Source organism: Tardiphaga sp. 709, assembly GCF_032401055.1.
Lineage (GTDB): Bacteria > Pseudomonadota > Alphaproteobacteria > Rhizobiales > Xanthobacteraceae > Tardiphaga.
Map to the genome: position 1 here is coordinate 1185297 of NZ_CP135529.1, position 25441 is coordinate 1210737.

At 60.7% G+C, this 25441-nt stretch carries 31 protein-coding genes, 2 tRNA genes and 1 pseudogene; 18 read left to right on the top strand and 16 right to left on the bottom strand.

Features of this window, described 5'->3' with window-relative positions; all coding sequences use genetic code 11:
• Positions 1 to 17: 17 nt before the first annotated feature.
• Together RSO67_RS06185 and RSO67_RS06190 are read left to right on the top strand one after the other, a co-directional pair.
• Positions 18 to 395 carry an ArsR/SmtB family transcription factor gene (locus RSO67_RS06185; protein ID WP_068731992.1) on the top strand — a complete coding sequence of 126 codons (378 nt, stop codon included), beginning with the start codon at positions 18 to 20 and terminating at the stop codon, positions 393 to 395.
• A gap of 69 nt (positions 396 to 464) precedes the next feature.
• Positions 465 to 1574 (top strand): YeeE/YedE family protein, encoded by a 1110-nt coding sequence (locus tag RSO67_RS06190; RefSeq protein WP_315842782.1) that lies wholly within the window; start codon positions 465 to 467, stop codon positions 1572 to 1574.
• A 6-nt stretch (positions 1575 to 1580) separates the two neighbouring features.
• Here the strand turns inward: RSO67_RS06190 and RSO67_RS06195 are convergent, their stop codons facing one another.
• The 3 genes from RSO67_RS06195 to RSO67_RS06205 form a co-directional block, all read right to left on the bottom strand.
• Positions 1581 to 2033, bottom strand: a complete 453-nt coding sequence (locus RSO67_RS06195) for a DsrE family protein (protein WP_315842783.1) — start codon at positions 2031 to 2033, stop codon at positions 1581 to 1583.
• A 30-nt stretch (positions 2034 to 2063) separates the two neighbouring features.
• Entirely contained in the window at positions 2064 to 2537 is a 474-nt protein-coding gene (locus tag RSO67_RS06200; RefSeq protein WP_315842784.1) for a hypothetical protein, read from the bottom strand.
• Between the two features lie 87 nt (positions 2538 to 2624).
• Positions 2625 to 3674, bottom strand: coding sequence for a YeeE/YedE family protein (locus RSO67_RS06205; RefSeq protein WP_315842785.1), 1050 nt, complete (start codon positions 3672 to 3674; stop codon positions 2625 to 2627).
• 237 nt (positions 3675 to 3911) lie between these two features.
• Between RSO67_RS06205 and RSO67_RS06210 the strand changes: the two genes are divergently transcribed.
• Positions 3912 to 4277, top strand: a complete 366-nt coding sequence (locus RSO67_RS06210; RefSeq protein WP_315842786.1) for a hypothetical protein — start codon at positions 3912 to 3914, stop codon at positions 4275 to 4277.
• A 574-nt stretch (positions 4278 to 4851) separates the two neighbouring features.
• Here the strand turns inward: RSO67_RS06210 and RSO67_RS06215 are convergent.
• The gene (locus RSO67_RS06215; RefSeq protein ID WP_315842787.1) at positions 4852 to 5244 is read right to left on the bottom strand and encodes a hypothetical protein; all 393 of its coding nucleotides are present in this window, start codon (positions 5242 to 5244) and stop codon (positions 4852 to 4854) included.
• Positions 5245 to 5294: 50 nt separating this feature from the next.
• On the opposite strand from RSO67_RS06215, the gene RSO67_RS06220 reads away from it, so the two are divergent.
• The 4 genes from RSO67_RS06220 (at position 5295) to RSO67_RS06235 (ending at position 8549) form a co-directional block, all read left to right on the top strand.
• Positions 5295 to 5489 carry a hypothetical protein gene (locus RSO67_RS06220; RefSeq protein ID WP_315842788.1) on the top strand — a complete coding sequence of 65 codons (195 nt, stop codon included), beginning with the start codon at positions 5295 to 5297 and terminating at the stop codon, positions 5487 to 5489.
• Between the two features lie 101 nt (positions 5490 to 5590).
• On the top strand, positions 5591 to 6160 hold the full coding sequence (locus tag RSO67_RS06225; RefSeq protein ID WP_315844177.1) for a TMEM175 family protein: 570 nt from the start codon (positions 5591 to 5593) through the stop codon (positions 6158 to 6160).
• A 1477-nt stretch (positions 6161 to 7637) separates the two neighbouring features.
• Entirely contained in the window at positions 7638 to 8015 is a 378-nt protein-coding gene (locus RSO67_RS06230; RefSeq protein WP_315842789.1) for a hypothetical protein, read from the top strand.
• A gap of 39 nt (positions 8016 to 8054) precedes the next feature.
• Positions 8055 to 8549 (top strand): hypothetical protein, encoded by a 495-nt coding sequence (locus RSO67_RS06235; protein ID WP_315842790.1) that lies wholly within the window; start codon positions 8055 to 8057, stop codon positions 8547 to 8549.
• 11 nt (positions 8550 to 8560) lie between these two features.
• Here RSO67_RS06235 and RSO67_RS06240 read toward each other — a convergent pair.
• Positions 8561 to 8646 (bottom strand) — tRNA-Tyr (locus RSO67_RS06240).
• Positions 8647 to 8890: 244 nt separating this feature from the next.
• Between RSO67_RS06240 and rlmB the strand changes: the two genes are divergently transcribed.
• Positions 8891 to 9757 carry a 23S rRNA (guanosine(2251)-2'-O)-methyltransferase RlmB gene (gene rlmB / locus RSO67_RS06245; protein WP_315842791.1) on the top strand — a complete coding sequence of 289 codons (867 nt, stop codon included), beginning with the start codon at positions 8891 to 8893 and terminating at the stop codon, positions 9755 to 9757.
• A gap of 90 nt (positions 9758 to 9847) precedes the next feature.
• Here rlmB and RSO67_RS06250 read toward each other — a convergent pair whose 3' ends face one another.
• Entirely contained in the window at positions 9848 to 10498 is a 651-nt protein-coding gene (locus RSO67_RS06250; protein ID WP_315842792.1) for a hypothetical protein, read from the bottom strand.
• Between the two features lie 50 nt (positions 10499 to 10548).
• The gene (locus RSO67_RS06255; protein WP_315842793.1) at positions 10549 to 10974 is read right to left on the bottom strand and encodes a hypothetical protein; all 426 of its coding nucleotides are present in this window, start codon (positions 10972 to 10974) and stop codon (positions 10549 to 10551) included.
• A gap of 284 nt (positions 10975 to 11258) precedes the next feature.
• On the opposite strand from RSO67_RS06255, the gene RSO67_RS06260 reads away from it, so the two are divergent.
• Together RSO67_RS06260 and RSO67_RS06265 are read left to right on the top strand one after the other, a co-directional pair.
• Positions 11259 to 11522, top strand: a complete 264-nt coding sequence (locus tag RSO67_RS06260) for a hypothetical protein (protein WP_093762074.1) — start codon at positions 11259 to 11261, stop codon at positions 11520 to 11522.
• Positions 11523 to 11615: 93 nt separating this feature from the next.
• Positions 11616 to 11819 carry a hypothetical protein gene (locus tag RSO67_RS06265; RefSeq protein WP_315842794.1) on the top strand — a complete coding sequence of 68 codons (204 nt, stop codon included), beginning with the start codon at positions 11616 to 11618 and terminating at the stop codon, positions 11817 to 11819.
• A 9-nt stretch (positions 11820 to 11828) separates the two neighbouring features.
• On the opposite strand, the gene RSO67_RS06270 is transcribed toward RSO67_RS06265, so the two are convergent.
• Positions 11829 to 12050 carry a hypothetical protein gene (locus tag RSO67_RS06270; RefSeq protein ID WP_184518048.1) on the bottom strand — a complete coding sequence of 74 codons (222 nt, stop codon included), beginning with the start codon at positions 12048 to 12050 and terminating at the stop codon, positions 11829 to 11831.
• Positions 12051 to 12202: 152 nt separating this feature from the next.
• On the opposite strand from RSO67_RS06270, the gene RSO67_RS06275 reads away from it, so the two are divergent.
• Together RSO67_RS06275 and RSO67_RS06280 are read left to right on the top strand one after the other, a co-directional pair.
• Entirely contained in the window at positions 12203 to 12346 is a 144-nt protein-coding gene (locus RSO67_RS06275; RefSeq protein WP_315842795.1) for a hypothetical protein, read from the top strand.
• Between the two features lie 173 nt (positions 12347 to 12519).
• Positions 12520 to 12831, top strand: coding sequence for a hypothetical protein (locus tag RSO67_RS06280; protein WP_184518050.1), 312 nt, complete (start codon positions 12520 to 12522; stop codon positions 12829 to 12831).
• Between the two features lie 61 nt (positions 12832 to 12892).
• On the opposite strand, the gene RSO67_RS06285 is transcribed toward RSO67_RS06280, so the two are convergent.
• The 5 genes from RSO67_RS06285 to RSO67_RS06305 all read right to left on the bottom strand — a co-directional run bounded on the left by RSO67_RS06285 (position 12893) and on the right by RSO67_RS06305 (position 16891).
• Positions 12893 to 12967 (bottom strand) — tRNA-Thr (locus tag RSO67_RS06285).
• 1479 nt (positions 12968 to 14446) lie between these two features.
• Positions 14447 to 15166 (bottom strand): outer membrane protein, encoded by a 720-nt coding sequence (locus RSO67_RS06290; protein ID WP_315842796.1) that lies wholly within the window; start codon positions 15164 to 15166, stop codon positions 14447 to 14449.
• 243 nt (positions 15167 to 15409) lie between these two features.
• Complete coding sequence (locus RSO67_RS06295; RefSeq protein ID WP_315842797.1) at positions 15410 to 15886, bottom strand: TspO/MBR family protein; 477 nt, start codon at positions 15884 to 15886, stop codon at positions 15410 to 15412.
• A gap of 70 nt (positions 15887 to 15956) precedes the next feature.
• Positions 15957 to 16343 (bottom strand): hypothetical protein, encoded by a 387-nt coding sequence (locus RSO67_RS06300; RefSeq protein WP_315842798.1) that lies wholly within the window; start codon positions 16341 to 16343, stop codon positions 15957 to 15959.
• Positions 16344 to 16606: 263 nt separating this feature from the next.
• Positions 16607 to 16891: a His-rich protein BRANT gene (locus tag RSO67_RS06305; RefSeq protein ID WP_089264888.1), complete on the bottom strand. Its 285-nt coding sequence runs from the start codon at positions 16889 to 16891 to the stop codon at positions 16607 to 16609.
• Positions 16892 to 17183: 292 nt separating this feature from the next.
• Here RSO67_RS06305 and RSO67_RS06310 point away from each other — a divergent pair, with 292 nt between their 5' ends.
• From RSO67_RS06310 to RSO67_RS06330, 5 genes are all read left to right on the top strand, one after another.
• Positions 17184 to 17744 (top strand): tetratricopeptide repeat protein, encoded by a 561-nt coding sequence (locus RSO67_RS06310; protein WP_315842799.1) that lies wholly within the window; start codon positions 17184 to 17186, stop codon positions 17742 to 17744.
• A 115-nt stretch (positions 17745 to 17859) separates the two neighbouring features.
• Positions 17860 to 19248, top strand: a complete 1389-nt coding sequence (locus RSO67_RS06315) for a serine hydrolase domain-containing protein (RefSeq protein WP_315842800.1) — start codon at positions 17860 to 17862, stop codon at positions 19246 to 19248.
• Positions 19249 to 19370: 122 nt separating this feature from the next.
• A complete protein-coding gene (locus RSO67_RS06320) occupies positions 19371 to 20150 on the top strand; it encodes an NAD kinase (protein WP_315842801.1) in 780 nt (259 codons plus the stop codon).
• 87 nt (positions 20151 to 20237) lie between these two features.
• Complete coding sequence (locus RSO67_RS06325; protein WP_068731951.1) at positions 20238 to 20783, top strand: response regulator; 546 nt, start codon at positions 20238 to 20240, stop codon at positions 20781 to 20783.
• Between the two features lie 22 nt (positions 20784 to 20805).
• Entirely contained in the window at positions 20806 to 21387 is a 582-nt protein-coding gene (locus RSO67_RS06330) for an Hpt domain-containing protein (RefSeq protein WP_231080216.1), read from the top strand.
• Positions 21388 to 21556: 169 nt separating this feature from the next.
• Here RSO67_RS06330 and RSO67_RS06335 read toward each other — a convergent pair whose 3' ends face one another.
• Both RSO67_RS06335 and RSO67_RS06340 read right to left on the bottom strand, forming a co-directional pair.
• Complete coding sequence (locus RSO67_RS06335) at positions 21557 to 22729, bottom strand: DUF2336 domain-containing protein (protein ID WP_315842802.1); 1173 nt, start codon at positions 22727 to 22729, stop codon at positions 21557 to 21559.
• Between the two features lie 301 nt (positions 22730 to 23030).
• Positions 23031 to 24019: pseudogene (locus tag RSO67_RS06340) on the bottom strand (transglycosylase SLT domain-containing protein).
• A 228-nt stretch (positions 24020 to 24247) separates the two neighbouring features.
• Here RSO67_RS06340 and RSO67_RS06345 point away from each other — a divergent pair.
• Positions 24248 to 24943, top strand: coding sequence for a hypothetical protein (locus tag RSO67_RS06345; RefSeq protein WP_315842803.1), 696 nt, complete (start codon positions 24248 to 24250; stop codon positions 24941 to 24943).
• Positions 24944 to 24961: 18 nt separating this feature from the next.
• Here the strand turns inward: RSO67_RS06345 and hisI are convergent, their stop codons facing one another.
• Complete coding sequence (gene hisI, locus RSO67_RS06350) at positions 24962 to 25402, bottom strand: phosphoribosyl-AMP cyclohydrolase (RefSeq protein WP_315842804.1); 441 nt, start codon at positions 25400 to 25402, stop codon at positions 24962 to 24964.
• Positions 25403 to 25441 lie beyond the last annotated feature (39 nt).

A 25441-nucleotide genomic window follows, 5' to 3' on the forward strand; every position in this document is an offset into this window, starting at 1 on the left:
GGGATACGCGCGCTGCCATGGCCTCCATCATTCCATCCGAACTCGAAGACGAACTGCGCGACGGCGCGGAGTATTCGCCCGAACTCGACCAGCTGATGCGCAAGGCCCGCAAGGCCAGCAACTTCCTGAAGGCGATCTCGCACGAAAACCGCCTGCTGCTGTTGTGTCTGCTGGCGGAGCGGGAGCGATCAGTATCCGAGCTTGAGAACATCCTGTCGCTGCGGCAGTCCGCGGTGTCCCAGCAACTCGCGCGTCTGCGCTACGACGGCATGGTGGAGACCCGCCGCGACGGCAAGACGATCTATTACAGCCTGGCCAATGACGACGTGCGAAGCGTCATCTCGGTCATCTACGATATTTTCTGCGCTACACCGGCGCCGACCAAGAAAAAATAACGCCGCCGAACCGGCAAGCGGAGGCGCGCGGCCCGTAAGGCCAGCGCACCTCACATCAGGAGGAAACCCATGCAGAACATGTCTGCCTGGTTATCGGCGCTGGCAGGCTTTGCCATCGGCGCTGCTGCGGGATTTGCCGTGCGACGCGCGCGCCTTTGCACATTTGGCGCTATTGAAGATGCGTTGATGGGCGGTGACAACCGTCGCCTCAAGATTTTCGGTCTGGCGCTTGGCGTCGCCATGCTCGGCACGCAGGCGCTGATCCTGTCCGGCTTTCTCGCGCCCGAACACACCACTTACGTTCCCACCGCATTGCCCCTCATTGCGATCGTGATCGGCAGCATCATGTTCGGTACCGGCATGGCGATGGTCGGCACTTGCGGATTCGGCTCGCTGGTGCGGCTCGGCACCGGCGATCTCAGGAGCCTGATCGTGATCCTCGTGCTGGGTGCGACGGCCTATGCCACTCTGCGCGGACTGTTCGCCGATCTTCGCATTGGCGTGCTTGAGCAGCTATCGATCCGGATGCCGGACGGCATACGCTCCGACTTTGCATCGCTACTGACGCAAGCAGCCGGCCGCGATCTGCGCGTGCCGCTCGCCATCATTGTCGGCAGCGGCCTTTGTTGGCTGGCACTCAGCGACAAACGCCTGCGCCGTGCGCCGCGCCTGCTCACTGCCGGTGTCGCACTCGGATTGCTCACGATTGCCGGCTGGATCGTCACGGTAGGATTGAACGACGACTTCGCTGGCCCGCCGCGTCCACAAAGCCTGACATTCGTATCGACTATCGGAAAAGCACTGTATGCCGGGGTTCTCAATGTCGCGAACTTCGCCGATTTCGGCGTCGGCAGCGTGTTCGGCGTCATTGCCGGTGCATGGGCTGCAGCGTGGTTCACGGCCGAACTGCGATGGGAAGCCTTCGACGATGATCACGAAATGCGCCGCCATCTCGTCGGTGCCTGCCTGATGGGTATCGGCGGCATCCTGGCCGGCGGCTGCACCATTGGTCAGGGCATCACCGCGGGATCGATGCTGGCGCTGTCCTGGCCGATTGCCGTCGGCGGCATGATACTTGGCGCGCGCATTGGCATTGCGATCCTGGTCGATGGCTCGCCGCGCGACCTCATTCAGCGCAACTGGATGCTGCTGGCGCGGAAAGCGCCGCCATCCAAATAAGTCGCATCAAGGCTTGAGGTAGCTCCAGCCGGCTTCCTGCAATTCGATCAGCCTGACGGCGCCCGATGGCACCACCGTCGCCTCGGATACGACGCTGATCGCCTTGCCCTCACGCTTCTCCATGCCCTCTTTGGTATTTCCGCAGGCGATGAATTTGACGCTGGACGGGAAGCTCGCATCGACGATCTGCTTGATACGGTCCTTGACCGGCGAGGTGTCGTCGCGCAGCATGTGCAAACCTGGCCCATAAGTGACGATCTCGATTTGAACGTCCTCGCCCTTGGCCTTGTAAAACTCCATGACGTTGGTCGCGTTGTTCAACGCCAGATTCATCAGGGCGGGATCGTTCTGATTGACCTGAATGGCGACACGGTGCTCCTTCGCGCCCGCTGCATAAGCGGACGAGGCGATCAGCGCAAACAGGAGAGCACCGGCAATCGATCTCAACAATGATCGCATCTCAAAACTCCTTTTCTGGGATGTACAATTTCAGGGACGCACGATCGTGAAACCGCGCTCTGTCAGATCCAGCAAATGGCCGACGCCGACCTGCACTTCCACCGCATGCGGATTGAGCGCCGGTCGTTTGCCGGTGTCGCGCTCGATCGAATCCAGCGTGTTGCCGCAGACGCTGAAGCGCACGCCCTGGGTCACCAGACTATTGACCAGCGCACGATGTTCGTTGGTGTCGCGCAACAGATCGATGCCGGGGCCGAAAGCGACCACCTCGACCGCGACCTTGTCCGGTCCATAGGCCTTCAGGAGATTGCTGGCGACGCTGAGAACGAGGCGTTCTTTCTTCGGATCGGAATCCGACAGCTGCAATGCGATGAAATGCTCGGCGAAGGGCTTGTCCGGCGCCGCATCTTGTTTGGCGGGCCGTGTCTGTGCAGCGAGCGGCGGCGTCGCACATAGGACCAGCGCAAGAACCGACAGACAGAAAAACAGTCTTCGCTTAGTCATCGCGCGCAAAACCTCTGACGATCAGAGGATTGATTAGCAATCACCCTGCGCCGGCGCAATCAAACTCACAAAGCTATGTGGAAGCTCTTATTGCGCCGCAAACGCTGGACGCAGCGCCAGGCCGCGGATCGCAACTGCAGCGCCCGCAAAGATGCCGGCGACGGCCACAAAGGACGGCAGCGCAAGCGTGGACAAGCCTGTCAGCCCCTGCCCGATCGAGCAGCCATAGGCCATCGCGCCGCCGATCCCCATCAGTGCCGCGCCGGCCATCGAGCGGCCGGTATGACGCGCAGAGGTGTAGCCCTCGAATTCGAACCGGCCTGTCAGCAGAGCGGTCAGCAAACTGCCCACGAACACACCCGCTACAAGCGCAATTCCGAAATTCAACGTCATGCCCGTCGACAGCATGATGAATTGCAGCGTATCGGCAGCCGGCGACACGAAGGTGAGCGACGCCACAGGAATCGGATCGAACTCGTCGGCGCCAAGCCAGCCGGTCGCCAGCCAGCCCGCAATCACCAGAAGGCCCATCACCAGCCCCGCCACGAGCTGCCCCGGCGAACGACGAAGCTCGCGATGCGACAATGCAAAGACCAGCAATGCACCACCGACGATCAGCGTTGCCGCGATACGCGCAGTCGCTTCATGCAGACCGAGTGTCCCGAGCAGCGACGGCACCGAATTCGCGCCCGGCGTCATCTGCGTCCATTGCAGGATCGACAGCCGCATCGGCGCGAGCAAGCCCTTCAACGTCATCTGCGCCGTGACGCCGATGATTGCGATCACGACCAGCGACCTCAGATTTCCCTTGCCGAGCAACACCAGCGCACGGGACGCGCAGCCGTTCGAGAGCACCATGCCGAGGCCGAACAACAGTCCGCCGACGAAGATCAACGGCGCCGAGAATGATGGCTGCAGATAAAGCGACTTCGCTATCTCGACGATCCCCGCACCGGCAATGAATTGTGTGCCGACAACCGCCACGGCAACCGCCAGCGCGTAGCTGCGGATCTTGCGTCCGTCATCGTGGGCCCACCAGTCGCGCAGGCTGCTCATGAGGCAGAACCCGCTCAACAGGCCGACCACGCCGAAAACGGCGCCAATCGCAAAACCCGCGACAACCGGGAGCGCAAACATCGAATGATCCGAACGTGATTTTGAGGTGATGACGCCGGATTACTACTGGCAGTTTCAGAGGCGGTCCAGTTGACCCATGATTTAAGGAGGAAGTTCTACGTGTACTGAAAAACAGAGAACATAATTCCATCAGATCCCGGAATGCGATGAAGAATGACTATCGCTCTTGAGCGATAGAGATCGAAAGTTGAACGAAATCGCCGCCAAGACCGACCAACGGATCTTGGAGATGATTTTATGAAGCGACTGCTCGTTTTCACGATGCTGTTTCCGCCACTCGTGCTGTTCGTCTACATCGCAGCCGATCAGTTGTTGCGCTATGGTTTTCCCGACATCGGGTTCCTGGCGTGGCTGGTGGGAATTGCGTATGTGCTCGCCATCATTCCTGCTTGGTTGACGGCAGGAGTGGACTGGGCGCTTTCTGGCCAGCCGCTTTACGTGCGGCTCATCGCGACGATGCCGGTGGCGGCTATCCTGGCCGAGCTTGTCGCACGCTACATGGGCCAGCCATATTTCGATGTGTCCGTTGCGATAGCGGGAGCTGTTCCAGCCGCGGTGTGTTCGTGGCTGTCAGATAAACCAATGAGAAGCGTGCATGCGTGAGCAAGCTTAGCACCACCACAGTCATGACCAATCTGCGCAAGTCTTGGCGGCCACAAGTGATGACGCAGCCGTCCATCGCCAAGTTGTCTATTTTTATAGACAACACGCCAATGACTGCGGTAGCGTTTGCAAACCTTTCGCAGCGATCACGGGGTGTGCTTCAGTCGTGGCCTACAGTATCTACGGGACCCCTCACAGGCAGCCGGAGAAGGTCTGCTACGGAACCGTACAGACCCTCGATCAGGCGGCGAGCGAGCTACGGAAGCTGCGTGAAGCTGGCGTCTTAGACGTCTACGCTATTGGCTTCGATCCCGAGACCGCCAACCTGCGGAAGCCGCCGTCGGCCCCCAAATCGAATTAGGCTGGCGCGTTCGGAGCCAAGCAAATACGCGCTGCTTGAAGCGAACAAATACCGAAAATCGGATTGCTTACAGGCCGCCGCCCCGCAGAGCCAATTCGTCAGCGATTTGAAAATGGTGGGGGAAGAAGGACTCGAACCTTCGAAGTCATAAGACGGCTGATTTACAGTCTCGCCCGACCTCTTGAAATCGTTGAGCTTTGTAACGAATTTTCCTCATTCCCGCTTTTTCCGAAAGGGCACCACATGCCCCGGTCCCGGCCGTTGTGGCAGCACCGGCTGTTTGGGCTTCGGCGGATCGTCGGGAAAGAACCGCTTCCAGCGATAAGCAGCGTATCCGTAGAAATAGTCCCACCAAGTTTCCGTAACGCTGGCGTCACCCCACGGCATAGGATCTGGCTCTCCGCCGTCGTCATCCTTCGGGAGCGCAATCGGGATCGGTATTGCCGGGCTCTCCCACATGATGCCGCCAGGGCCCATGCGCGTATACTCGCACTCATCGGGCTCAGTGCATTCGTCAACGATGTCGATGAGCTGAACGATATTGTCGGCAGAGAAGATCCCGACGAGATCGTGGGTGTCGATTATTCGAACGAGATAGGTTGGCATGCCATCTTACCGGCCTTGACTCGGCAGCCTTTGAGGCGCCGAACATTGCAATGGCAAATAAAGCTCAGTTCTCCATTCTCGCTTACCAGCGGCGCCCAGGATTCTGGCGCGCAGCTATTTCCCGCAAAGATGGGGCCATCCTGACTATGAATGGCATTGCATTAAAAAGCGTTGTCACGTCCGAGGATTTCCCATCAGAAGATGAAGCTTACACGGATGCCGAGAAGGCTATCCGTATGATTTAGGCTGCGGGTCTCCACGCAGCAGGCGGCATCATCGGAATCAGACCGCCGAGTCCGGCGACTCCTGAGGGGGAGCGAGGTTGAAACAGATCGGCCTTTTCGAAATGCGCCGATTGGAGGCGTTGAGCAACACCATCTTCGGCGTTGCGATGACGTTGCTCGCCTACGATCTGCCGAAGGCCAGCAGGTTCGCACACGCGCCGGCCTGGATGGAGCTTGTCGGTGCCTATGCACAACCTGTCATCGCGCTGATGATCAGTTTTATCGTGGCCGGCGTCTTTTGGCTCAGCCATCATCGGCGACTCACTTTCGCGCCGGAAGGTAGCCGCGGCGAAGTCTTCCTCAATCTGATCTTCCTGCTATCGATTGTCATGCTTCCAGTGACGAATGGACTTTACGGCGCGTATCGGCTCGATAGTGTCGTCGCAGTAAGCTACGGCTTCCATCTGACAGTTATTGCTGGTTTGAACGCGCTGCTATGGGTTCTGGCGCTGCGAGGTCGCCGCAATTCTGAGTTGCTGGCAATCGCGGTCTTTCCGGTCTTCGCACTCGCGCTCGCAACGGTGATGGCCGCCGTCGCTCCATTCGTTGCACAATTCATGTGGTGCCTGGCCTTTGGCGCGCCTCTGGTGGGCTGGCTGGCGGCCCGGCGCTGGCCGCCGAGAACGAATTAGCCAGCTTGATCTCTGCTCCTCGTGTCAAGATGACGACGATATCGCAGATGCCAACCAGACCGACCGACGGGGTTATTTGAAATGAAACAGGCCGCCCACTGAGGCGGCCTTAGTTCATCTTGCGGAGCCTCCGAATGATCGCACGAAGGTCGTTCGCGTATTCCTCAACGATCTGTCGCGCCTCCTCCAGCCGGGACGGCTTGGGCTCCTTCGCCTCAGTCTCGTTCGATTGGTCGCGCTTAGCCATCAAGCCAAAGTCGATCCGGCGTGGGACGTTTCCTTGAGCCAGATCAAAAGTTAGCTCACCTCGTCTGGCCGTGCACCGCGGGTAAACTGTCACCTTCGCGGGGCGCGTTCTCCTCACTGGCAACCGCGTCTCTGATCATCCGGTTTACGGCAGGGCTCTTAACCCCAAATCGTTCTGCGATCAGCGACGAAAGAACCCCTGATCGATGTAGTTCAAGAACCTTTCGGCAGCGTGCTTGGTAGTCTGTCACGTCATGTTCCCAGTCTCTTGGAGACGCTATGGCCCGCCTCTCAGATGAGGGAATATTTTGCAAACTTGCCCGGGAAAGTCCTGTGCACTTTGTGCCAAAAACCAAATCAGGCCACTGCCAAAATCAAACAAGGCCACTGACGCCGGAAACAGGCTAGTACCCGATAATGGACCTTTGGATCGTCTGGTTGATGTTGTTTGTTGCGGGCCGGATACCGGGCAGCGCAATCGGTTATGCGCTCGTCAGATTGCTCGTGGGCGTTGGCTGGCTTGTTTTTCTGGCCGCATATCTGGCGGCACTGGGAAGCTACCTCCTGTCGTTAGCTATCGTCTCGACATCGCAAGCGACTACCATAGTGCACGGCCTCAACATCGGCTTGTTCGGGCCGCCAACTTTCGCGGCCACGCTCCTCCGTGTTTATTGGATTCGAAAGGGGGCATCCCCTCCCCACTCGTGAGCAACCACAGTTGGAGCTCACCATGACGTATTAGGCCGAAGTCGCGAAAGATTACCGCGCAACGCCTTCCAATGAACCAGTGAATACGCGTTTGCGACAAACTCCTGCCGTGTGGGCACGAATCTGCCAGGAATGAAGACCGGTGATCCTTATCCCCTACATCATAGGCCTGATGGCCGTGGCGTGGTTGATCGCGCTCTTTTTCGGCGAGCCGGTCAAATCGCAAATCGAGTCAGCCATGGTGGCAGTGTCGTCCGTCATGTGGCTGAGTGTAGCAGCGTATTTGGGCCGCCGATGGTGGAGGTTCCCCCTATTGTGCGTAACGCTGTGACGCTTCGTTACGTCGCCATGACGGGCTAGAGGGTTAACCCTCAATAAGGTCGCCTGCCTTTAAGCCTATGGGTCACCGTTGGACCACTGCCGCCCGGAAACAGACCCCGCAAAATTCAACCTCAACGGGCTCGACATTTGTTCTCTATATGTTCCAGTCGAAGACATGAGTGACAGACCCGCGAGCTGGCGTATGCCGACGCCAAAACAGATGGAAAAGCTGGCCTCCAAGCCGAGCCGCCCGCCCGAGCCTGCGACCCCCACGCCTAGTCCGACAGACGACCTGCCGGAGGCCTATTGGGATTCCATCATCAGAGATCCGCGTGGACAAATCCGCACCGGCGTCCCTATCCAGCAGCGGCGCCTATCTGAGATTCCGCGGCATGTACTGCGCGTCTCCTGCCGCCGCTGCGACCGCATCGTGGAAATTCGGACCGTGGATGCTGTGCGTATCTATGGCCAACATGCTGTCTGGAAAGACGTCGGCATGAAGCTCCTCGACAACGGCTGCCAGGAACGCACGGGACGTCTCGAGGAGGACGCCTGCTGGCCATCATTTGAGACGAACTAGCATTTTGATTTTCCATTTTGACTGCGCCTGGATGCCCATATGGCTCCGAAATATCACCCTACGCCCCTATCGGGAGGCGACCGAAAAGCTCTGAGCAAAGAGCTCCGAAAAGCGCGTGGGATGACTTCCATCCTGGCTACTCAGTCCGACGAGATGCGGTCCAAAGGTGACGCGCTGATCAAGCAAGCCGACCGACTTCTCTGCGAAAGCTGGAACGAACGGATGTGGGCGGATGGCGAACCGATTGACCCTTCTCCTACAGTCGATCAGGCCGTCAACGGCGGATTCCTCTGGCTGGAGATTGAATGCTCGCGGTGCAAGACGCCAAACAATATCGACCTCGCTGCGCTACGATGTCCGCCGACCACCTTCGTCCACGACCTTTCAAGCCGCTTGCGTTGCCAGAAATGCGCTAGGGCGGGGGAAGCGGTCGGACGCGACTTCAAGCCCGCCGCGCGACGAGAACAAACACTGAAAATGGAATTGCTTACAGGATTGCTTACAAGCTCGACCCCGTCAGGGGAAATTCGCTAGCGATTTGAAAATGGTGGGGGAAGAAGGACTCGAACCTTCGAAGTCATAAGACGGCTGATTTACAGTCAGCTCCCTTTGCCACTCGGGACACTCCCCCGCCTGACGCCATCGGACCAAGCCAACAAGACCTTGGCCCAACACGGCAGTCCCACCAAATCAGTGGCTGGACGGCCATGGATGACGTTAAAACGCGCGCCCGTAAACGGGCTCCCGGTTGGCGCGTTTATGACGGAAGCCATGGGGCAAAGTCAACCGATCCGGGCAGGAATATCCGCCCTCTCCGAACCTCTTTCCGGGGCCCCAAATTGCCATTATTCGGTCCGCGTGAGACAAGCCGTGCCATGAGCGATCGAGAGCGAAAACAGCGATTCCAGCGCGGCCCTGACAAGGGGCGCGACGACCACGGCGGCCAAAGCCGCGACAAAACCCGTGATCAGGGCCGGGATCATGGAAGGCGCCCACCCCGCCGGGGCCGGGAATCCGGCGGTGGCGATGGTCCGGCCATCCTTTATGGCTGGCATACCGTCACCATGGCGCTGGCCAATCCGCAGCGGGTCATCCGCAGGCTGATTCTGACCGAAAACGCCGCCCGGCGCCTCGGGGAGGAGAAAATCGACACCCGCGTGGCGCCGATCCTGGTCCGTCCGGACGAGATCGACCGCCGGCTGGGACCCGACGCCGTGCATCAGGGCCTGCTGGCCGAGGTCGAGCCGCTGGAATCGCCGGATCTCGACAGCCTGTCCCAGGACGGCATCGTGCTGGTGCTCGACCAGATCACCGATCCGCATAATGTCGGCGCCATCCTGCGCTCGGCCGCGGCCTTTGCGGTCAAGGCGATCATCACCACGGCCCGGCACAGCCCGGAAGCCACCGGTGTCCTCGCGAAATCCGCCTCGGGCGCACTGGAACTGGTGCCGATGATCACGGTGCCCAATCTGGCGCGGGCGCTGAATGAATTGAACGACCTCGGTTTCATGACCGTCGGTCTCGACAGCGAGGGAACCGAGAACATCAGCGCGATCCCGCTGCAACAGCCGCTGGCGCTGGTGCTCGGCGCCGAAGGCAGCGGATTGCGACGGCTGACGCGAGAGACCTGCAGCGTCGTCGCGCGGCTCGACATGCCCGGCGAGATCAAGAGCCTCAACGTGTCGAACGCCGCCGTGCTTGCGCTCTATGTCGGCGCCAGCAAGCTCGGCTTGATGGGCTAGATCCGCAGGCAACACAGCAGGCAACAAAAAAGCCCGCTCGCATCGCTGCGAGCGGGCTTTTTCTTTGCGTTCAGATCAGTGCCGATCAGATCAGTACGAGCGGCGATGCTGCTGCGGCTGATGATAACCACGCTGCGGCCCTGCGGCGCGCGGCGCATACATCACCTTCGGCGCGCCATAGCGATGCGCCTGATGATAACCGGTGCGCGACACGTAGCTGCGCTGCGTAGTGCCGTAACGCGTGCGCGGCTGCATGCTGTAGCCGTAACGATAGCTCGGGCGCGCACGATACTGGCTGCGCGACGGATAGCTGTAGATCGCCGGCGCGCGATATGCCGGACCATAGGAGTAGTTCACCGGATTGGCATAGGGGCCGCCGTAATAGCCACGGCGATAGCCGGAGCCGTAACCCTGGCCATAGCCGCGCCAGCCGATCGCGGTCTCCTGATAGGTCGGGACCGGCGCGAACATGCCCGGGCCGCTGAAGGTCGGGCCCTGGTTGGCGTAATAATACTGACGCGTCACCGGCGTCGGATCGGGCAGCCGCTCATAGGCGGCCACGCCGGCATAGCCGTAACCGGCGCTATAGCTCTGGCCGCAGGGGCTGACATAGGCCTGACCGCAAGGCGAGCAGCCGCCTGAGGTGAACAGGCCGCCTCCGCAAGCCATGGCAGGCGCGGCGCCGGCCGTGGCGGTGACAACGGCAAACGCCGCAACCCATTTCGAAATCACGTTACGCATGAATACTCTCTCCTGTCGGGTGTCTTTTTTTGGTGTTGGTGATTGATCGGTCAGCGCCGGAATTCCGGCGGTGCGACGATGACGTCAGGTGGATTGAACGGCACTTCATTTTGCCGCCCCATCGGTGCGGATTTCGCCGACCAGTGCTCGTGGAAGCTCTCGGCCGGCTGTGGCAATTTGCGATTGGCCGGCGGCTCGATCTCGAGACGCCCGTAGCCGGGCTTGTGACCGAGGCTTGGATAGTAGTGGCCGACATTCGGCACCGGATCGACGTAACGACCGCCATAAACGGTCGGCTGAATATGAATGCCGCGATCAAGGCCCCAGTCGCCTTCGATCACGCGATACGACGCGTCGACGCCGTTGATGATGATCGGCACGCCGGGACGACCGGGCACGACGATGTTGAAACCATCGGCGGCTGCGGCCGGAAGCGTGGTCGCGATCACGAAAAGCAGTGCTGAAAGGGTTCGCATGGCCATGTCCTGCATCTCGGCGGTACGATATTCGAACGCCTGGCAGGATGGGTTAAGGGCGCGGTCTAAACTGCCGGTAAGCCTAACGCGCAAGCATCAGGCGAAGTTCAAATGCGCGGGATCGCAGCGTGGATTCGTTAACACAACGGGCTCGCCTTGCGATCTGATCCCAGTAGAAAGGCGTCAAGCGCGCGCCGCGCGCATCTTGCGCATCGCCGTCGCAACGTGATCTGATCCCTTCAGCCGTCGCAGACATCTGCAATCGTCATGTCCGGAGAGCCCCGATGAAGTTTCTCAGTGCAGCCATCATCCTGTCGACGCTGGTCGCGACCCCTGCTTTCGCGCGGCACTGGAAACATCATCACAGCGCCGAGACCTTCGTCTTTGCCGCACCCGGCCAGCCCTACCGGATCCAGTTCGGGCACAATTACGGTCCGGGTCTGCAGCCGGGCACCTTCGCCTATTACGACGGTCCCCTCGCCGCCCGCTGCAAGCAATCGGCCGCGGCCTATCGCGGCCAGGACGGCCGGGCGTATCCCTGCTTCTGACCGAGGTTCCATGGGCCGGTTGACGGGTGGGCAGATTGGCCACTGCGATCGAACTATTCAACCTCCGCCGCGTTGCAGCGTCGGAGGTGGCACATGCCCTACGCGCTATTCGAAGACGACCAGAAGCTCAGCGAGGAATTCCCGACCGAGGAGGACGTCTGGCAACATGCCGACGAAGCCGGACTCGTTGATGTTGTGGACGGCAAGACGGTGCTGGAGGACGGCTACACTATTCAGCCGTGCAGCACCGAAGAGGACACGGGCAAGCCGATCGCGGTACCGCCAGCAGTGACCTAGGAACGACTCTCACAGGTTTTGGTTGGAAGACTGAGCGTCCTGAGCGCAGGATGGACGTTCCGAAAGTCCTGCCACCTCTCTAAGGGTGGTGGGGCTTTTGCTGTCGTAGCCATTGGTATGCAGTAGCCGCACAAACTCATCCATGGACGCGTTCAGTCGCCTGGCGCGCTCTTCAGATTCGGGCGTTGAGGTGCTGCCGAAAAGCCGGTTGATGGATTCGCGAAAAGTCATGCGATTCCCCTTACTCATTGAGAAGCGCGCTTAGGTCGCGCGAACGGCAAAATGGTTCAATTCGCCGCGGGGCTTATTCAACAGTTTAACACACACTCCGCTTGACGGCGAATCACATGAAGGATTCTCTATCCCCGTTCAGGGAGGCGGAGATGGAAGACCACTTCACTCACCAGTATTTCAGCCGGCAGTGCTTCGAGCGACATCACGCACGCGAGGTTTTGGAGCGCGCCCTCTGCGCAGGCGCCCTACTCTTCGGCCTGACGGCCTCGGTCGCAGCCTGTCTGTTTATTTGACGCCCGTTCGCCTTCGGCGAACCTCCCACAGCCAGCCGCCCAAAGGCGTCAGCAGGTCGCTTGGAGACGCATTGGCGCTGATACGACAACGGAGCCAGATTCTGCACTGTCTCCGTTAGGCTTAACCCGCTGACACGCTTGCACTAACGTCGCTCGATCTAAATGATGACGCCATGAGTTGGGTCGAAGAGCGCGATCGTTTAATCGCGGAGACATTGGCATTTGTAAAAGAGGTCTCGGGCAACCAACCCGAGCTGGCCGCGAAACTGACCGTTGCGGTAGATGCCGAGATGAAAGCTGCTGAAAATCCGAAGCAGATCGTCCCGGAACCCGCGCAGCCGATGAAGCTGACTGATCTCCGGGAAGACATCCGAAATCGCGTGGCATCATTCAAGGCACGGCAGCAGGAAATGCAGGACAAGCGGGAGGCCGATTATCAGGAGGTCATCGCAAAAGTCCGGGCTACCCTGGAACAACGTTCATAGGTCTAACCCACCGATGGCGAGTCGGTGCGAAAAGACCGTTTTGGCCAAGTTATTGAAATGGTGGTGCCGGTTGAGAGGATTGAACTCCCGACCTTCGGTTTACAAAACCGCTGCTCTACCGCTGAGCTAAACCGGCAACAGGATCAATGGGTTAATTGATTACCCAAGATCGAGATGAGACGTCCGGATCAGTCGCCTGCCCGCGTCGCGCAGTCAGATATCAGAGTTGCCCGGCAAGGGCTACTCCCGCGCGCGCCAAACCGGCGCACGCGCTCACAGCCACGCGTAAAGCAGCAGCAGATTGACCGCACAGGCGGCCATCAGGGCGACCGTGAGCGCCACCTGCACCCCGTCGCTGCGGATATTGTCGATCATTCTCATCGCCCGACAACCATCAAGCGATTCTGGCAAGGGAGTCTCGAACCTTATTTTTCCCCGGATTCAGGACTCGTTTACTTTCGATTCCTGGGTCCGAGGGCAGCGGAGAGCTCGACTGTCTACTGCCCCGCGCTCGTCATTCCTGGGCGCGGTCTCGGCGTAGCCGAGAGAGCGAGCCTCAGCCACTCCACTTGGAGTGGCGGGGAATCCCGGTATGTTTTGCGCTGAACAGGTCAGGATTCCGGGCTCGGTCCCGTCGCCTGCGGCGCCGGCCGCGCCCCAGGCAAACCAATTGGTTTGCCTGGGAATGACGGTGTGGGGCGGCAAGACAGCACTTAAACATTTTTTCCTATCCCGTTGACAACATCCCCATCAGGTTTATATTCTCTTCCGTCCTGCCCCACCGAGAGGGGCGATCGCGATCGTCACGTTCGCGGGGCAGGATGCGGTGGACGCCGGAGATGCGGCGTCACGCGGTTCATGGGTGACGTCTGTCTTCGGGCAGGACGGATCTGCGCCAGCACTGCCACTGGCAAGGAGACGGCCGAGTTTGGGATGGAAAGAAGCCTGGACAGTGTGACGGACGACCAAAGTCAAAACGTGTCCGGCCTATTCGCTTGAGGCTCCCTTCCCATCGCCTTGGGACTTTGATTCGGTGATCGGATCGTTCGCTGAGGCAAAGTGCAAGCAACCGAAAAAACACCGCAGGCGGAACGTCGGGCACTTGCTCGGCGCCTCCGAAAGTCCTGATGCATTATCCTTGCGGAAGACCGCATCGCATCAGGCCCAAGGGTGCAACGGGCACCCGGCGTTCCGCACGCCCTCTTGATGGAGGGGTGGAATGCGAAACACGACGGCGCCCCCGCGCCGCAAATAATGGGGGCGATGACGCATGCCTGAAGCACCGTGGCTGTTTGACAGTTGAATCGGACGCAACGTGACGCTCCGTCGTCACTCCACACTCCGCCGTCATGCCCGGCGAATGCCGGGTATCCACGCCTTGGCTACAAGAGACGTCAGACGTGGATGGCCGGGACAAGCCCGGCCATGACGTGGTGATAGACCTGAGAGCATCGCGAAGCTCGCTTCCCGCCGCCCGGCCATGACGACTGAGAGCGTTACGCGAGATCACAGGATGGGGTGAGCGCAGGCGCAAGCATGCTCACACATCGGCAAACAAAAAAGGCCGGCGTGATGCCGGCCTTTCCGTCAAAGATCGAATTCGCGTCGTACTTGCTCAGTACTTGGCGACCACCGGGCCACCCCAGCCGAAGCGATAGTTCAGGCCGGCCTTGATGGTGTGCTCGTCGTTGTTGAAGCTCGTCGAGCCGCCAGGAATGGCCGTCGAGGTGATCGTGGTGTTGCCGAAGTTATAGTACTGATATTCGACCTTGCCCGACCAGTTCGGCGAGAACATGTATTCGAGACCGCCACCGACCGTGTAGCCGTCCTTCTTGTTGCCATCGATGACCGCAACCGCGGGAGCCACAGCGGCGATGGTCAGATTGTTGTTATCCTTCCAGGCGTAACCGCCCTTGGCGTAGAGCAGTGCCGGACCCCAGGTGTAACCGAGACGACCGGTGACCGAGCCGAGCTGATCGTTACCGCCGCCCGTGATGGTCGTGCCATTCGGGAAGACGAGGCTAGTATTGCTGCTCGCCAGCCAGCTGTACTGGGCTTCGACACCGACCACCCAGTTGGTGGCGAACTGATAGTCGAAGCCACCCTGCACACCGCCCATGAAGCGGCCGCTATCGCCGACGAGGCTGTTGCTGTCACCGAAAGCGCCGCCGAGATGGCCGCCGATGTAGAAACCGGTCCAATTGTAGACCAAAGCCGGCGCCGTATAGGCCGGGGCCTTGGTATAGGTCCGCGCCGGAAGGTCGGCAGCGAAGGCTGAAGACGAGATCGCGGCCACGGCAACAATGGCCGACGCGCTGAGCAGAAGCTTCTTCATGGTTGTTCCCCTGTGTTGCGTAATGACCATCGAAAAACAACGTGGCGGCAGTTTGGTTGCTTCACGGCAGGCGTTGCCACATCGATGTTTGCCGACTGCGACAAAGCAGCAACACTTTTGGATTTATTCATTTTCAGGCGGAGCAGAAGCGCTTTTGGTTCATCGCTCACGCGAACTTGATCGGGTTTTTCAGTGTCATGATACCCCGGAAGCGGGTGCGGCAATCCTGCGGCAGCGTTGCGATCAATTGAGGGCGACTACGCCGGCATTGATGGTGCTCGCATAGAGCACCCAGCAGAGATACGGAACCAGCAACCAGGCTGCAATCCGGTCCACCTGCAAAGCCGAAACGATGGTGGCGGCGATGGTGACGACCATCAGCACGATGATCGCGAGGCCGGTGCGGATGCCATGCCAGCCAAAGAATACCGGCGACCATGCGGCGTTGAGCGCGAGCTGAATGGCGAATAGAACCATCGCGCGGCTGCGCGGCGCCGACGGCGCGGTTCGGTCCCATAATCGCCAGAACGCGATGGCCATCAGGACGTAGAGCGTCGTCCATGCGATCGGGAACACGCCAGGCGGCGGCGTCCAGAATGGTTTGGCGATGCCCGCATACCATCCGGCGATTTCCGGCTTCGTCGAGAGCGAGCCCACGACGCCGATGCCGAGACAGACCACGAGACAAAGCAGCAAGCGGCCGATGGATTTGATGGGCATCGATGCACCGGTTGAGCGCGCGCAAGAATATCCGACTGCCCGGACGTGAAATGTTCGGACAGCTAACGCGCTAGCGCGTCATTTTCTCCATCTCGGGGAACGGCGCATAGGTGGCGCCGGCACACGCCTCTGCGACATTGTCGACGATCCGATCGAGCCGCTTGTCCACATAGGACACCGCCTTCTCCTGCGGCGCCGTGTATCGGCCATCGAAATCCTTCGCCGTATAGCGCACGCAACTGACATAGCGCAGACGACCGCCCACGGTGCGTTGCACCGGTTCCGCCATCATGGCGTCGCGGACACCGACGGGATTGTTCAGATAGGTCTTGAAGAACGCCAGCAGATCGACGCGATAATTGGTCGGAAATGGCTGCGCGGCAACGCCCTGATCATCCGTGAAGCTGATGCCACCGGCGCCGCCTCCTCCGCATGCTGCAAGCCAAAGCGGCAGCATTACCGCTGCCCGTCTCAAAGATATCCCCAAATGCCGTCTCATCCGTCGTGCCGTCTCAATTACGCAAGCGTGTCCCCGTCATGCCTGTCCTAGACGGTTCGCTCCGGAATTGGAATTCGCATCTCGGTGACGGACCCACACAAACGAACCGGCCTGCCGCACCTCAGGGATGTTATGCATCCCAGGAGATAGGTGCAGCAGGCCGGCCGTTGAAACTCCGCGATCGCGACTGGGCAATATGAGGCCGCGACCGCGGAGCCCCCTCAGCCGCGCTTGTGCACGACTGTGGTCTGGATGGCGGTGTGCTTGTGAACTTTGTGAACGCTCATCTTCTTGTGGAAGCGATGATGAGGACGGGCATGGCGGTGATGATGGCGGACCATTTTCGCATTTGCGTTCAGCACGCCGGGCTTGGCCTGCACCTTGTTATCGGCCGACGTCACCGGCTTGGTGATCGGCGCCGGCGTGGTCTTGGCGATACCGGCAGCCATCGCGGGAGCGGCAAGCATGGAAACTACGATCAACGCGGTGGAAATTTTCTTCAACATGGTCGTCTCCTGTCGGTCTCGATCACGAAGTTGACCGGTCGGTTGGCCGGGCTTGTCGATCAATGCAGTCAGACTAGCGACGCTGCGCTGAACCCACTCTGAGGAAGCCGGACAGGCTTCGTTCATCTCGGTGACATCCTCGTCATGATCGCTGGGTCAGGCGTCCTGCCCCAAGTCTGCTGCCACAAGTCTGCTCCCCACGTCGGCACAAGCGGGAATGAACACCCACGTCCGGTGTTCACAACCTGAGACTTCCGTGTCAGATTATTGCTGTTGCAAACAGGAGCGCTGCATGACCCACCTCGCGATCAGGCTGACGACGCTGGCAATGTTTTCCGTGGCCGTTGCCGCCACGCCCTCGTTGACCCCGGCCTATGCCGCAGGCGGCGATACGCCTTCCGCACCGCCGGCGTCCGACACCAAGGGCACCAAGGACAAGAAGAAGAAAACCGAGACCAGGAATCCGAACAGCGAGAATACCGCGTTCCTCGCCAACTATCGCGCTGCCTATGCCACGGTCTATGACAAGCAGGACTACACGGCCGCCATCGCGCAGCTCAAGGCGCTAGGCCAGGACGACCGCGCCGATGTCGCCAACCTGATCGGCTACTCCTATCGCAAGCTCGGCGACTACAAGGTCTCGCAGATCTGGTACGAGCGCGCGCTGAAGGCCGACCCCGCCCATGTCCGCACCTGGCAGTATTACGGCTTGTGGCAGGTCGAACAGGGCAACCGCGATCAGGCGCAGTATCATCTCAACAAGATTGCTTCGCTGAGCGGCAAAGATTCAGCCGAATATAAATCGCTCGCTGCTGCGCTGGAAAAGGCGCCCGGCTCCGGTCCCACCTACTGATCCCGTTCGCGGATCGGTCAGCCGGCGCAGTCCTTCGGATTGTGCCGGCTTTGTTATGGCTGAGAGATCAGCTCATATTCGCGGCTGCGACGCTCTCCTCACATTGAGACCTCTGATGGATCCCTGGCTGAAGCCCGCGCTCGACTACATCCACGACTGGCTCTCATTCCAGATGGCAACGACGCAGCAACCCGGCTGCCTCGTGGCCATCGCGCATCGCGGCAAGATCGTCGCTGAATATGCCTTCGGTCACGCCGACCTCGCGACCGGCGAGAAGCTGACGCCGCGGCATCGCTTCCGGATCGCCTCGCATTCGAAAAGCTTCACATCTGCCGGACTGATGAAGCTCCGCGAACAACGCAAATTGCGCCTCGACGATCCCGTTGGCGACCATGTGAAAGGCCTGCATCCGCAGGTCGCTGCAACGACGATCGGACAACTACTGTCGCATAGCGCCGGCCTCACGCGCGACGGCGTCGATGCCGGGCAGTTCATCGACAGCCGCCCCTATCTCGACAAGAAGGAGCTATTGTCCGAGCTGCAGCAACCGCTCGCGATTGCGCCCGGCACGCGGCTGAAATATTTCAACCATGGCTTTGGCCTGCTCGGCCTCGTCATCGAAGCTGTCACCGGCGAGCCCTATCGCGACTGGATCAGGCGCGAGATCATTGATGCGGTCGGCCTGCGCGAGACCCAACCCGACATGCCGCTGACAAAGGGCGCGCCCCTCGCGCAAGGTCATACGCCGCGGCTTCCGCTCGACCGCCGTCTGGTCATTCCCGGCGACACGCCGTGCCACGCCATCACGCCTGCCGCGGGCTTCGTCAGCACCGCAGCCGACATCGCGCGCTTCTTCGCGGAGCTTGCACCCAATGCAAAGCACAGCGTGCTGTCTGCGGCGGGCCGGCGTGAGATGACACGGCGGCACTGGCGCAATCCGCACGCAACTATCGAGAGCTATTACGGCCTCGGCACTATGAACGGCACCACCGCCGGCTGGGACTGGTTCGGCCACAATGGCGGGTTTCATGGCTATATCTCGCGCACCGCCGTGATACCGGCCTGCGAGCTGACGATCTCGGTTTTCACCAATGCCACCGACGGCTGGGCACCCATCTGGGTTGATGGCGCCGTGCATATCCTGCGCGCATTCGCCCAGCGCGGCGCGCCGCAAAAGCGCGTCCGCGACTGGACGGGACGCATGTGGACCTCATGGAGCGCGTTTGATCTGGTGCCCATCGGAGACCGGGTGCTGGTCGCCACGCCTCAGGCGATCAATCCCTTCATGGACGTCGCCGAGATCGAGGTGACCGGCAAGGACAAGGGCACGATCGCCGCGGCCGCGGGTTATTCCAGTTATGGGGAAGCAGTCCGGAGGGTCCGTGGCAAGACCGGGAAAGTGACCGAGGTTTGGCTCGCCGGCAGCAAATTAAGGCCCGAAAAGGCGGTCGCGGAGGAGCTGACCCGCAAATATGGAGCAACCGGGCGCCGCTCGCCCCGTTAACGATGCGGCGCTCCCTGCAGCCCGGCCGTCTCAAAGACCTGCTATCCTTTCGCTCGACAAGCCCCAGCGAGGTCGGCTAGACGACCCCGCGCAATCACACAGCATGAGCCGGCGATCCCCTGATGAACCCGTCCAAGCGCTATGACCGGATCGCCTTCGTGGCCAGCACCAGTGCGGAAGCGCAGGCAGCGCTCGATCAGCTGACACAGCTCTATGGCAATGCCGATCCGGAGACCGCCGACATCATCGTCGCGCTGGGTGGCGACGGGTTGATGCTGAAGACGCTGCACGACTTCATGCGCACTGGCAAACCGATCTACGGCATGCATCGCGGCACCGTCGGTTTTCTGATGAACGAGTTCTCAACGCATGATCTGCATCCGCGCCTCGCCGCGGCGCGCGAGACGTTGATCAATCCCCTGCTCATGCGCGCCACGGACGTCCATGGCGGCGTACACATCCATCACGCCATCAACGAGGTCTCGCTGTTTCGCCAGACGCATCAACTGGCGCGCCTGCGCATCCTCATCGATGAACGCGAACGGATGGCCGAACTTGCCGCCGATGGCATTCTAGTTGCGACGCCCGCCGGCTCCACCGCCTATAACCTGTCGGCGCAGGGACCGATCCTGCCGATCAATGCCGCGCTGCTGGCGCTGACGCCGATCAGCGCGTTCCGCCCGCGGCGCTGGCGCGGCGCGCTGCTTCCCAATACGGCGATCGTCGCCATCGAGGTGCTGGAAGGCGAAAAGCGCCCGGTGGCCGCCGTCGCCGACAACGAGGAAGCCCGCGACGTCCGGCGGGTCGAAATCATCTCCGACAAGTCGATTTCGATGCGCATGATGTTCGACCCCGGCCACAGCCTGGAAGAACGCATCCTGAGCGAACAATTCGGATATTGAGGCGCCTGCCCGCCTCAACCATTCGTTAAGACGCGGCGCGGTATGGTTAACACCGGGTAACGGTCCCAGCCCGGTTCGAGCCGCATCATGTTCCGTATCGACTTCAACAAGCTGCGTTTTCTGGTCTGCGACGACAATCCGCACATGCGGCGCATCCTGCGCACGCTGCTGCATTCGTTCGGCGCCCGCGAAGTCTATGAGGCCGAGGACGGCGCCACGGCGCTGGAAATGTACAGCCACTATGTGCCCGACATCGTGATCGCCGACTGGGCGATGCCGATTTTCGACGGGCTGGAACTGGCACAGATGATCCGGCAGCCGGATTCCAAGGGCAATCCTTACGCGCCGATCATCATGCTAACCGGCCATTCCGAAAAGCGCCGCATCACCATGGCGCGCGATGCCGGCGTCACCGAATTTCTGGCCAAGCCGATCTCGGCCAAGGGGCTCTATCTGCGCATCATGAGCGTGGTCGCGCATCCCCGCCCCTTCATCAAGACGAAGAACTATTTCGGGCCCGACCGCCGCCGCAACACAACCGTCGCCTATATCGGACCGGAACGCCGCAATGGCGGTGAAGCCGAGGTTCTGCAGCAGCCGTCGCTGCTGGATAAAGCCCGTGTCACCGGCTAGCGCAATGTTCGGAGAAACGACCATGGCCAAGAACAAAGCGCCGGCGCCGCCGAAGGTGCAGGCTTTCGCCGATCACCAGGTCATCACGCCGCCGAACACACTGAAGCACGCGATCCGCCGCGTCATCGATCGCGAACTCGACGATCCCGTGGCGCGCGCCGAACAGGCTCTGGCCAATCTCTCCGGCGAGTTCAAGACCTGGATGCGCAGCGAATGCGACCGCCTTGCCGCAGCACATGCCGCGATCCTGAAGAAGGGCTTCGATACGCACACCCGCGGTGAGCTGTTTCGCGCCGCTCACGACATCAAGGGCGACGCCTCGACCTTCGGCTTCCCCGCAGCCGGTGTGGCCGCCGAGAGTCTGTGCCGGATTCTCGAACACGCCCCCGATCTCGATGCGGTGCCGGCGGATCTGATCCAGCACCATATCGATGCGATCCAGGCGATCGTGCGCGAGCACAACACCATCGAGAAGGCCGGCGTGGCCAACGAACTCAGCGCACGCCTGCGTGCCGTCGCGGATGATTATCTGACGCTGGTCAATCGCGATCGGCCGGATCATCTCGAGATGATCTCGGCGCCAAGCATCGTGCCGAAGGAATAGCGTCGCTCCGCAATTTCGTTTGATGCGATCGAAACACTCTCCATGTCATGGCCGGGCAGTGCGAAGCAGCTTCGCTTGATGACCCGGCCATCCATCTATTGAAATGCGCTGATGTCGAACGATGGATGCCCGGCTCAAGGCCGGGCATGACGACTGAGATATTTGATGCTTACGCCGCGATCAGCTGATACTCGTCGCGTGAATTCGCCTGTTCGGCCAGTTCATCGCAGAACACACGCGCTTCCTCGCGGGCCGACTCCGTTGCGAAACGCCGCAGCAGGATCAACAGCGGCTCGGACGCCGCCTCATCGGTCTCGCACACCGTCAACACCCGCTCGACCATGCGACGGCGCAGACGCACAGCGCCACCAACAGAGCCGATGAAACCGATTTCATTGCGCGCAGCGAGAGCGGCGCGGAAGGCAGGGAATGTCGACTCCGGCAGACCTGCGCGGGCAAGCAATGCGTTCAGCCCGGCACCGACGCCGTCATAGACCAGCGCGGCCACGCGGCTCTGCGGCAGGCCGGACAGCTCCACCAGCGCCTGGTCGAACAGGTCGAGATTGCCCGACAGCAGGGCGCGGAGGATCAGGCCGACGGTCAGTTGCCCGGTTTCGCGCAGGTGATGCACGAGATCGCGCATCTCGTCGCCGCGCGAACGTGACGCAATATTGACCGTGGAGCGCGCCATCGCCTCGTCGGCAATGCGCTCGGCACGATCCGGCGACAGCCAGTTACGCGCAACGACGAAGCGGGTCAGTGTTTCGGAGAGCTTGGCCACCAGCGCCAGGCGCGTCGTGGCTGGCAGATTGTCAAGGGCCAGCATCGCTTCGCGGATGGCGGCGAGATGACCGTGACGCTCGACGATACGGTCCCAGGAGAACGGCGCCAGTTCGGCATATGGATTTTCGATGAGTTCGAGCGCCGCAGCGGCAGAACCGACTTCGGCAATGGCGGCGCAGATCGAGATCGGAAGATTGATGCGGCGCGCGACGGCGCATTGCAGCTCGCTATTCCCGGTGGCAACGATGTCGACCAGATCGGCATCGATCAGCAGCGGCGAATGTTCGAGCACCGGAAGCGACACACAGGGCTGATCCACCGACAGCGCCTGCACGATGGCCGGGGGCGCCGACGGCGCGCGGGCAAACACCTGCGCCATGGCCTGGCGCACCAGCGGCGATGCGTCATCGAGCAGCATCAGCAGCGCGCCTTCGGCGGCGGCACGGTCGTCGTCTGACAGATCAGAAAAAATCCAGGCCCGCGCCAAAGAGCGCGTTGCCTCTGCCCGCTCGCTGGCTGGAGCGGTCCGTACCCAACTGATGAACTGCCGAACAATCATGGTTCTGCCAGCCTACGCAACAAGATCAACACCGAAACGCGATGCCACTGTCAGAGAAAATAAACCATCTCACTTAACAAACGGTTCACCATAAGCTTATGGGTTTGTTGAGGTTTTATTAAGGGATCGGACACGCTGGGAAATGTGCGGCCTACCCCGGACGTCTGCCACGCGGATAAATCTCCGCGCAATCCGCCATACGGTCGTCGGAAGATAGTAGTGTATTTGAAAGTGTAGTTCAGGCCTGCGGGATCAAATCCGGACTGCGCCACGCCGCATCCGAATTGCGTTAGCGCACTACCTAACTACTAAAAGTCCCGGCACGATCGCTGAACAGATCGAGCGGCTTGGGCACGCCGACTTCAGGTGCTTTCGGCAGCGACGTGGACGTCAGTGATGTGCGGTTGCCCCATAATTCCTGCACCGCCGGCGACACAGGTTGCGCACGATCGCCACCCTGGAACAGCGACCGGAAAATCGGTTGTTCCTGCACGGCTGACGATGACTGATCGGATGCAAAGCTTGCGACCTGCGCAGTGCTCAGATCCGGGAAGCGCGACAGGAAAGTCGCATTGCTGGATGGCGTCAGTGGCGAGACCGCCTGCGCCGTCACCACGCCCGCGGACGCCATCGCCGTCCGTGTCGCGGTGGAATTCGCAGCACCGTCATAGCGCGCCGACAGCACCGAATAGACCTGCGACACGCTGCGGGCGCTGCCGCTCTGATCGTAGAAGATCGACCGGTTCGCTGCGGCGGCATTCGGAAACAACGCCGCGCCCGATGCGCTCGGATTATTCGCCGCATTGTTGATCAGCTTGGAGGCGCCGCTGACGCCCATGAAATGCGCCATATAGAGTTCGGCATCGCTGGGACGACGACCGATCTCGCCCGTAAGCTTGAAACCGTTGGACTGCGTCAGCACGCCGGCCATCGCTGAACTCGCGACGGGATCGTCACGCAGTTTCAGGATTTCGGCCTTCGCAGCCGGATCGTTCACCGAATAACTTCCCGAAGGTGACTTGGTGATGGCGTCGGCATATTTGCCGTAGCCGAGCTGCGTCCCGGCCTCCTTCACGGTGCCGAGCCAGGTCTGCTCGATGAACTGGAACAGGCCCTTGGCCGAGGACGTCGAAGCCGTGGCCGAGGGATTGAAATTGATTCCATCTTGGCGGTGGCGAGCAGATATTCGAAGCTCGTGCCCGTGGTGCCGGCAGCATTCTTGATCGCGCCGGTCACCTGACTGCGCGTTGACGAGAGTGCTGATGCGAGGTTGGTCGCGTCGACCGCCATAGTGTGGTGCCCCGCTGCCGCGACATGACCACCGGGAATCGTGCCCTGTCAGCCGTGCGGAAGCCGCGGACACAGTGGGACATTCATGGTTAACGAAACGCTAAGAGGGTTTTGGCGCCCAACACCTCCATCCTTGGTTGCATGTTTTACAGAGCATTAACGCGAGGGTGTTTCCGTATGTGTCTGACGGAGATCTCGCTCCCGTCGGCAGCGGGAATGGAGATCACGATGGTTGCGGTCGCAAATGGCGCAAACGCGCGTTCGACGTCGGCACAATCGTGGGACAAGACGACCCCCGCCGCCCTTGCCTCCGCCAAGCCATCCGCCTCATCCGACAAGCCTGCAGCTGCGCCGGTAGCTCCTGCTGCCTTCGTATCGCTGTCGGACCGCGCCAAGGCGATCATCGAAAAGGCCAAGGCCGATCAGGCCGCGACCGAAGGGCTCACCGATACATTCGACGAAATGCTGACAAAGCGGACCGACGCCCTAGCCGACCGCCTCTCCAAAGCGTTCGAGAAAATGAACATCCCGCCCGAATATGCGACCCACATGAAGGTCGACAAATTTGGCAACGTGACTGCCGAAGGCCCCTGGAAGGCGAAGATCGAGAAGATGTTCAGCGACGATCCGGCGCTCGCCAAGGAGATGAAGGAAGTCTCGGGCCTGAATGCCCTGAAGGCCGCGCAAGCTTCGCTCGATCTCTACAACGAGCAGAAAAAATCGACCAATAGCGAAGCGAAACAGGCGGAAGCCTGGAAGAACTACAATCTCCGTTCGATGAACATCCAGACCCTGTCTGGCGTCATGACTATGAAGGACGGCAAGCTCCGGTCAGCGGCCGTTGATTACATGGACATGATCGCCGATCCAACCGGCATCAGCGCCGCCAAATCCCGGCAGGATTTCGCCAGCCGGCTGGCGTGACCCAAGATCGAAGCCAGTTCAGCTTCCGTAGACCGACGCCGGATCGAACACCTTGTCCGCATCGATGAACGACACCTTCGCTGCCCCAGCCTCGCCCTTGGTGATCGCGCGGTAGAAACACGAGCGGCGGCCGGTGTGGCAGGCGGCTCCGCCGATCTGCTCAACCTTGATCCAGATCGCATCCTGGTCGCAATCCATCCGCATCTCGACCACGCGCTGGGTCTTGCCCGAGCTCTCGCCCTTGCGCCATAGCGCCTTGCGCGAACGGCTGTAATACCAGGCATCGCCGGTTTCGATGGTATTGCGCAGCGCCTCGTCATTCATATGCGCCACCATCAGCACGTCGCCATTCGCCACGTCGGTCGTCACGACGGTGACGAGACCGGCAGCGTCGAATTTCGGCGTGAGCGCGAGGCCTTCTTCGAGATCATGGCTGTGCGCGTGTGATGTATTGGACACTGAAAATCTCTCACAGTAGTCGTCAAACGAAAATCGGGC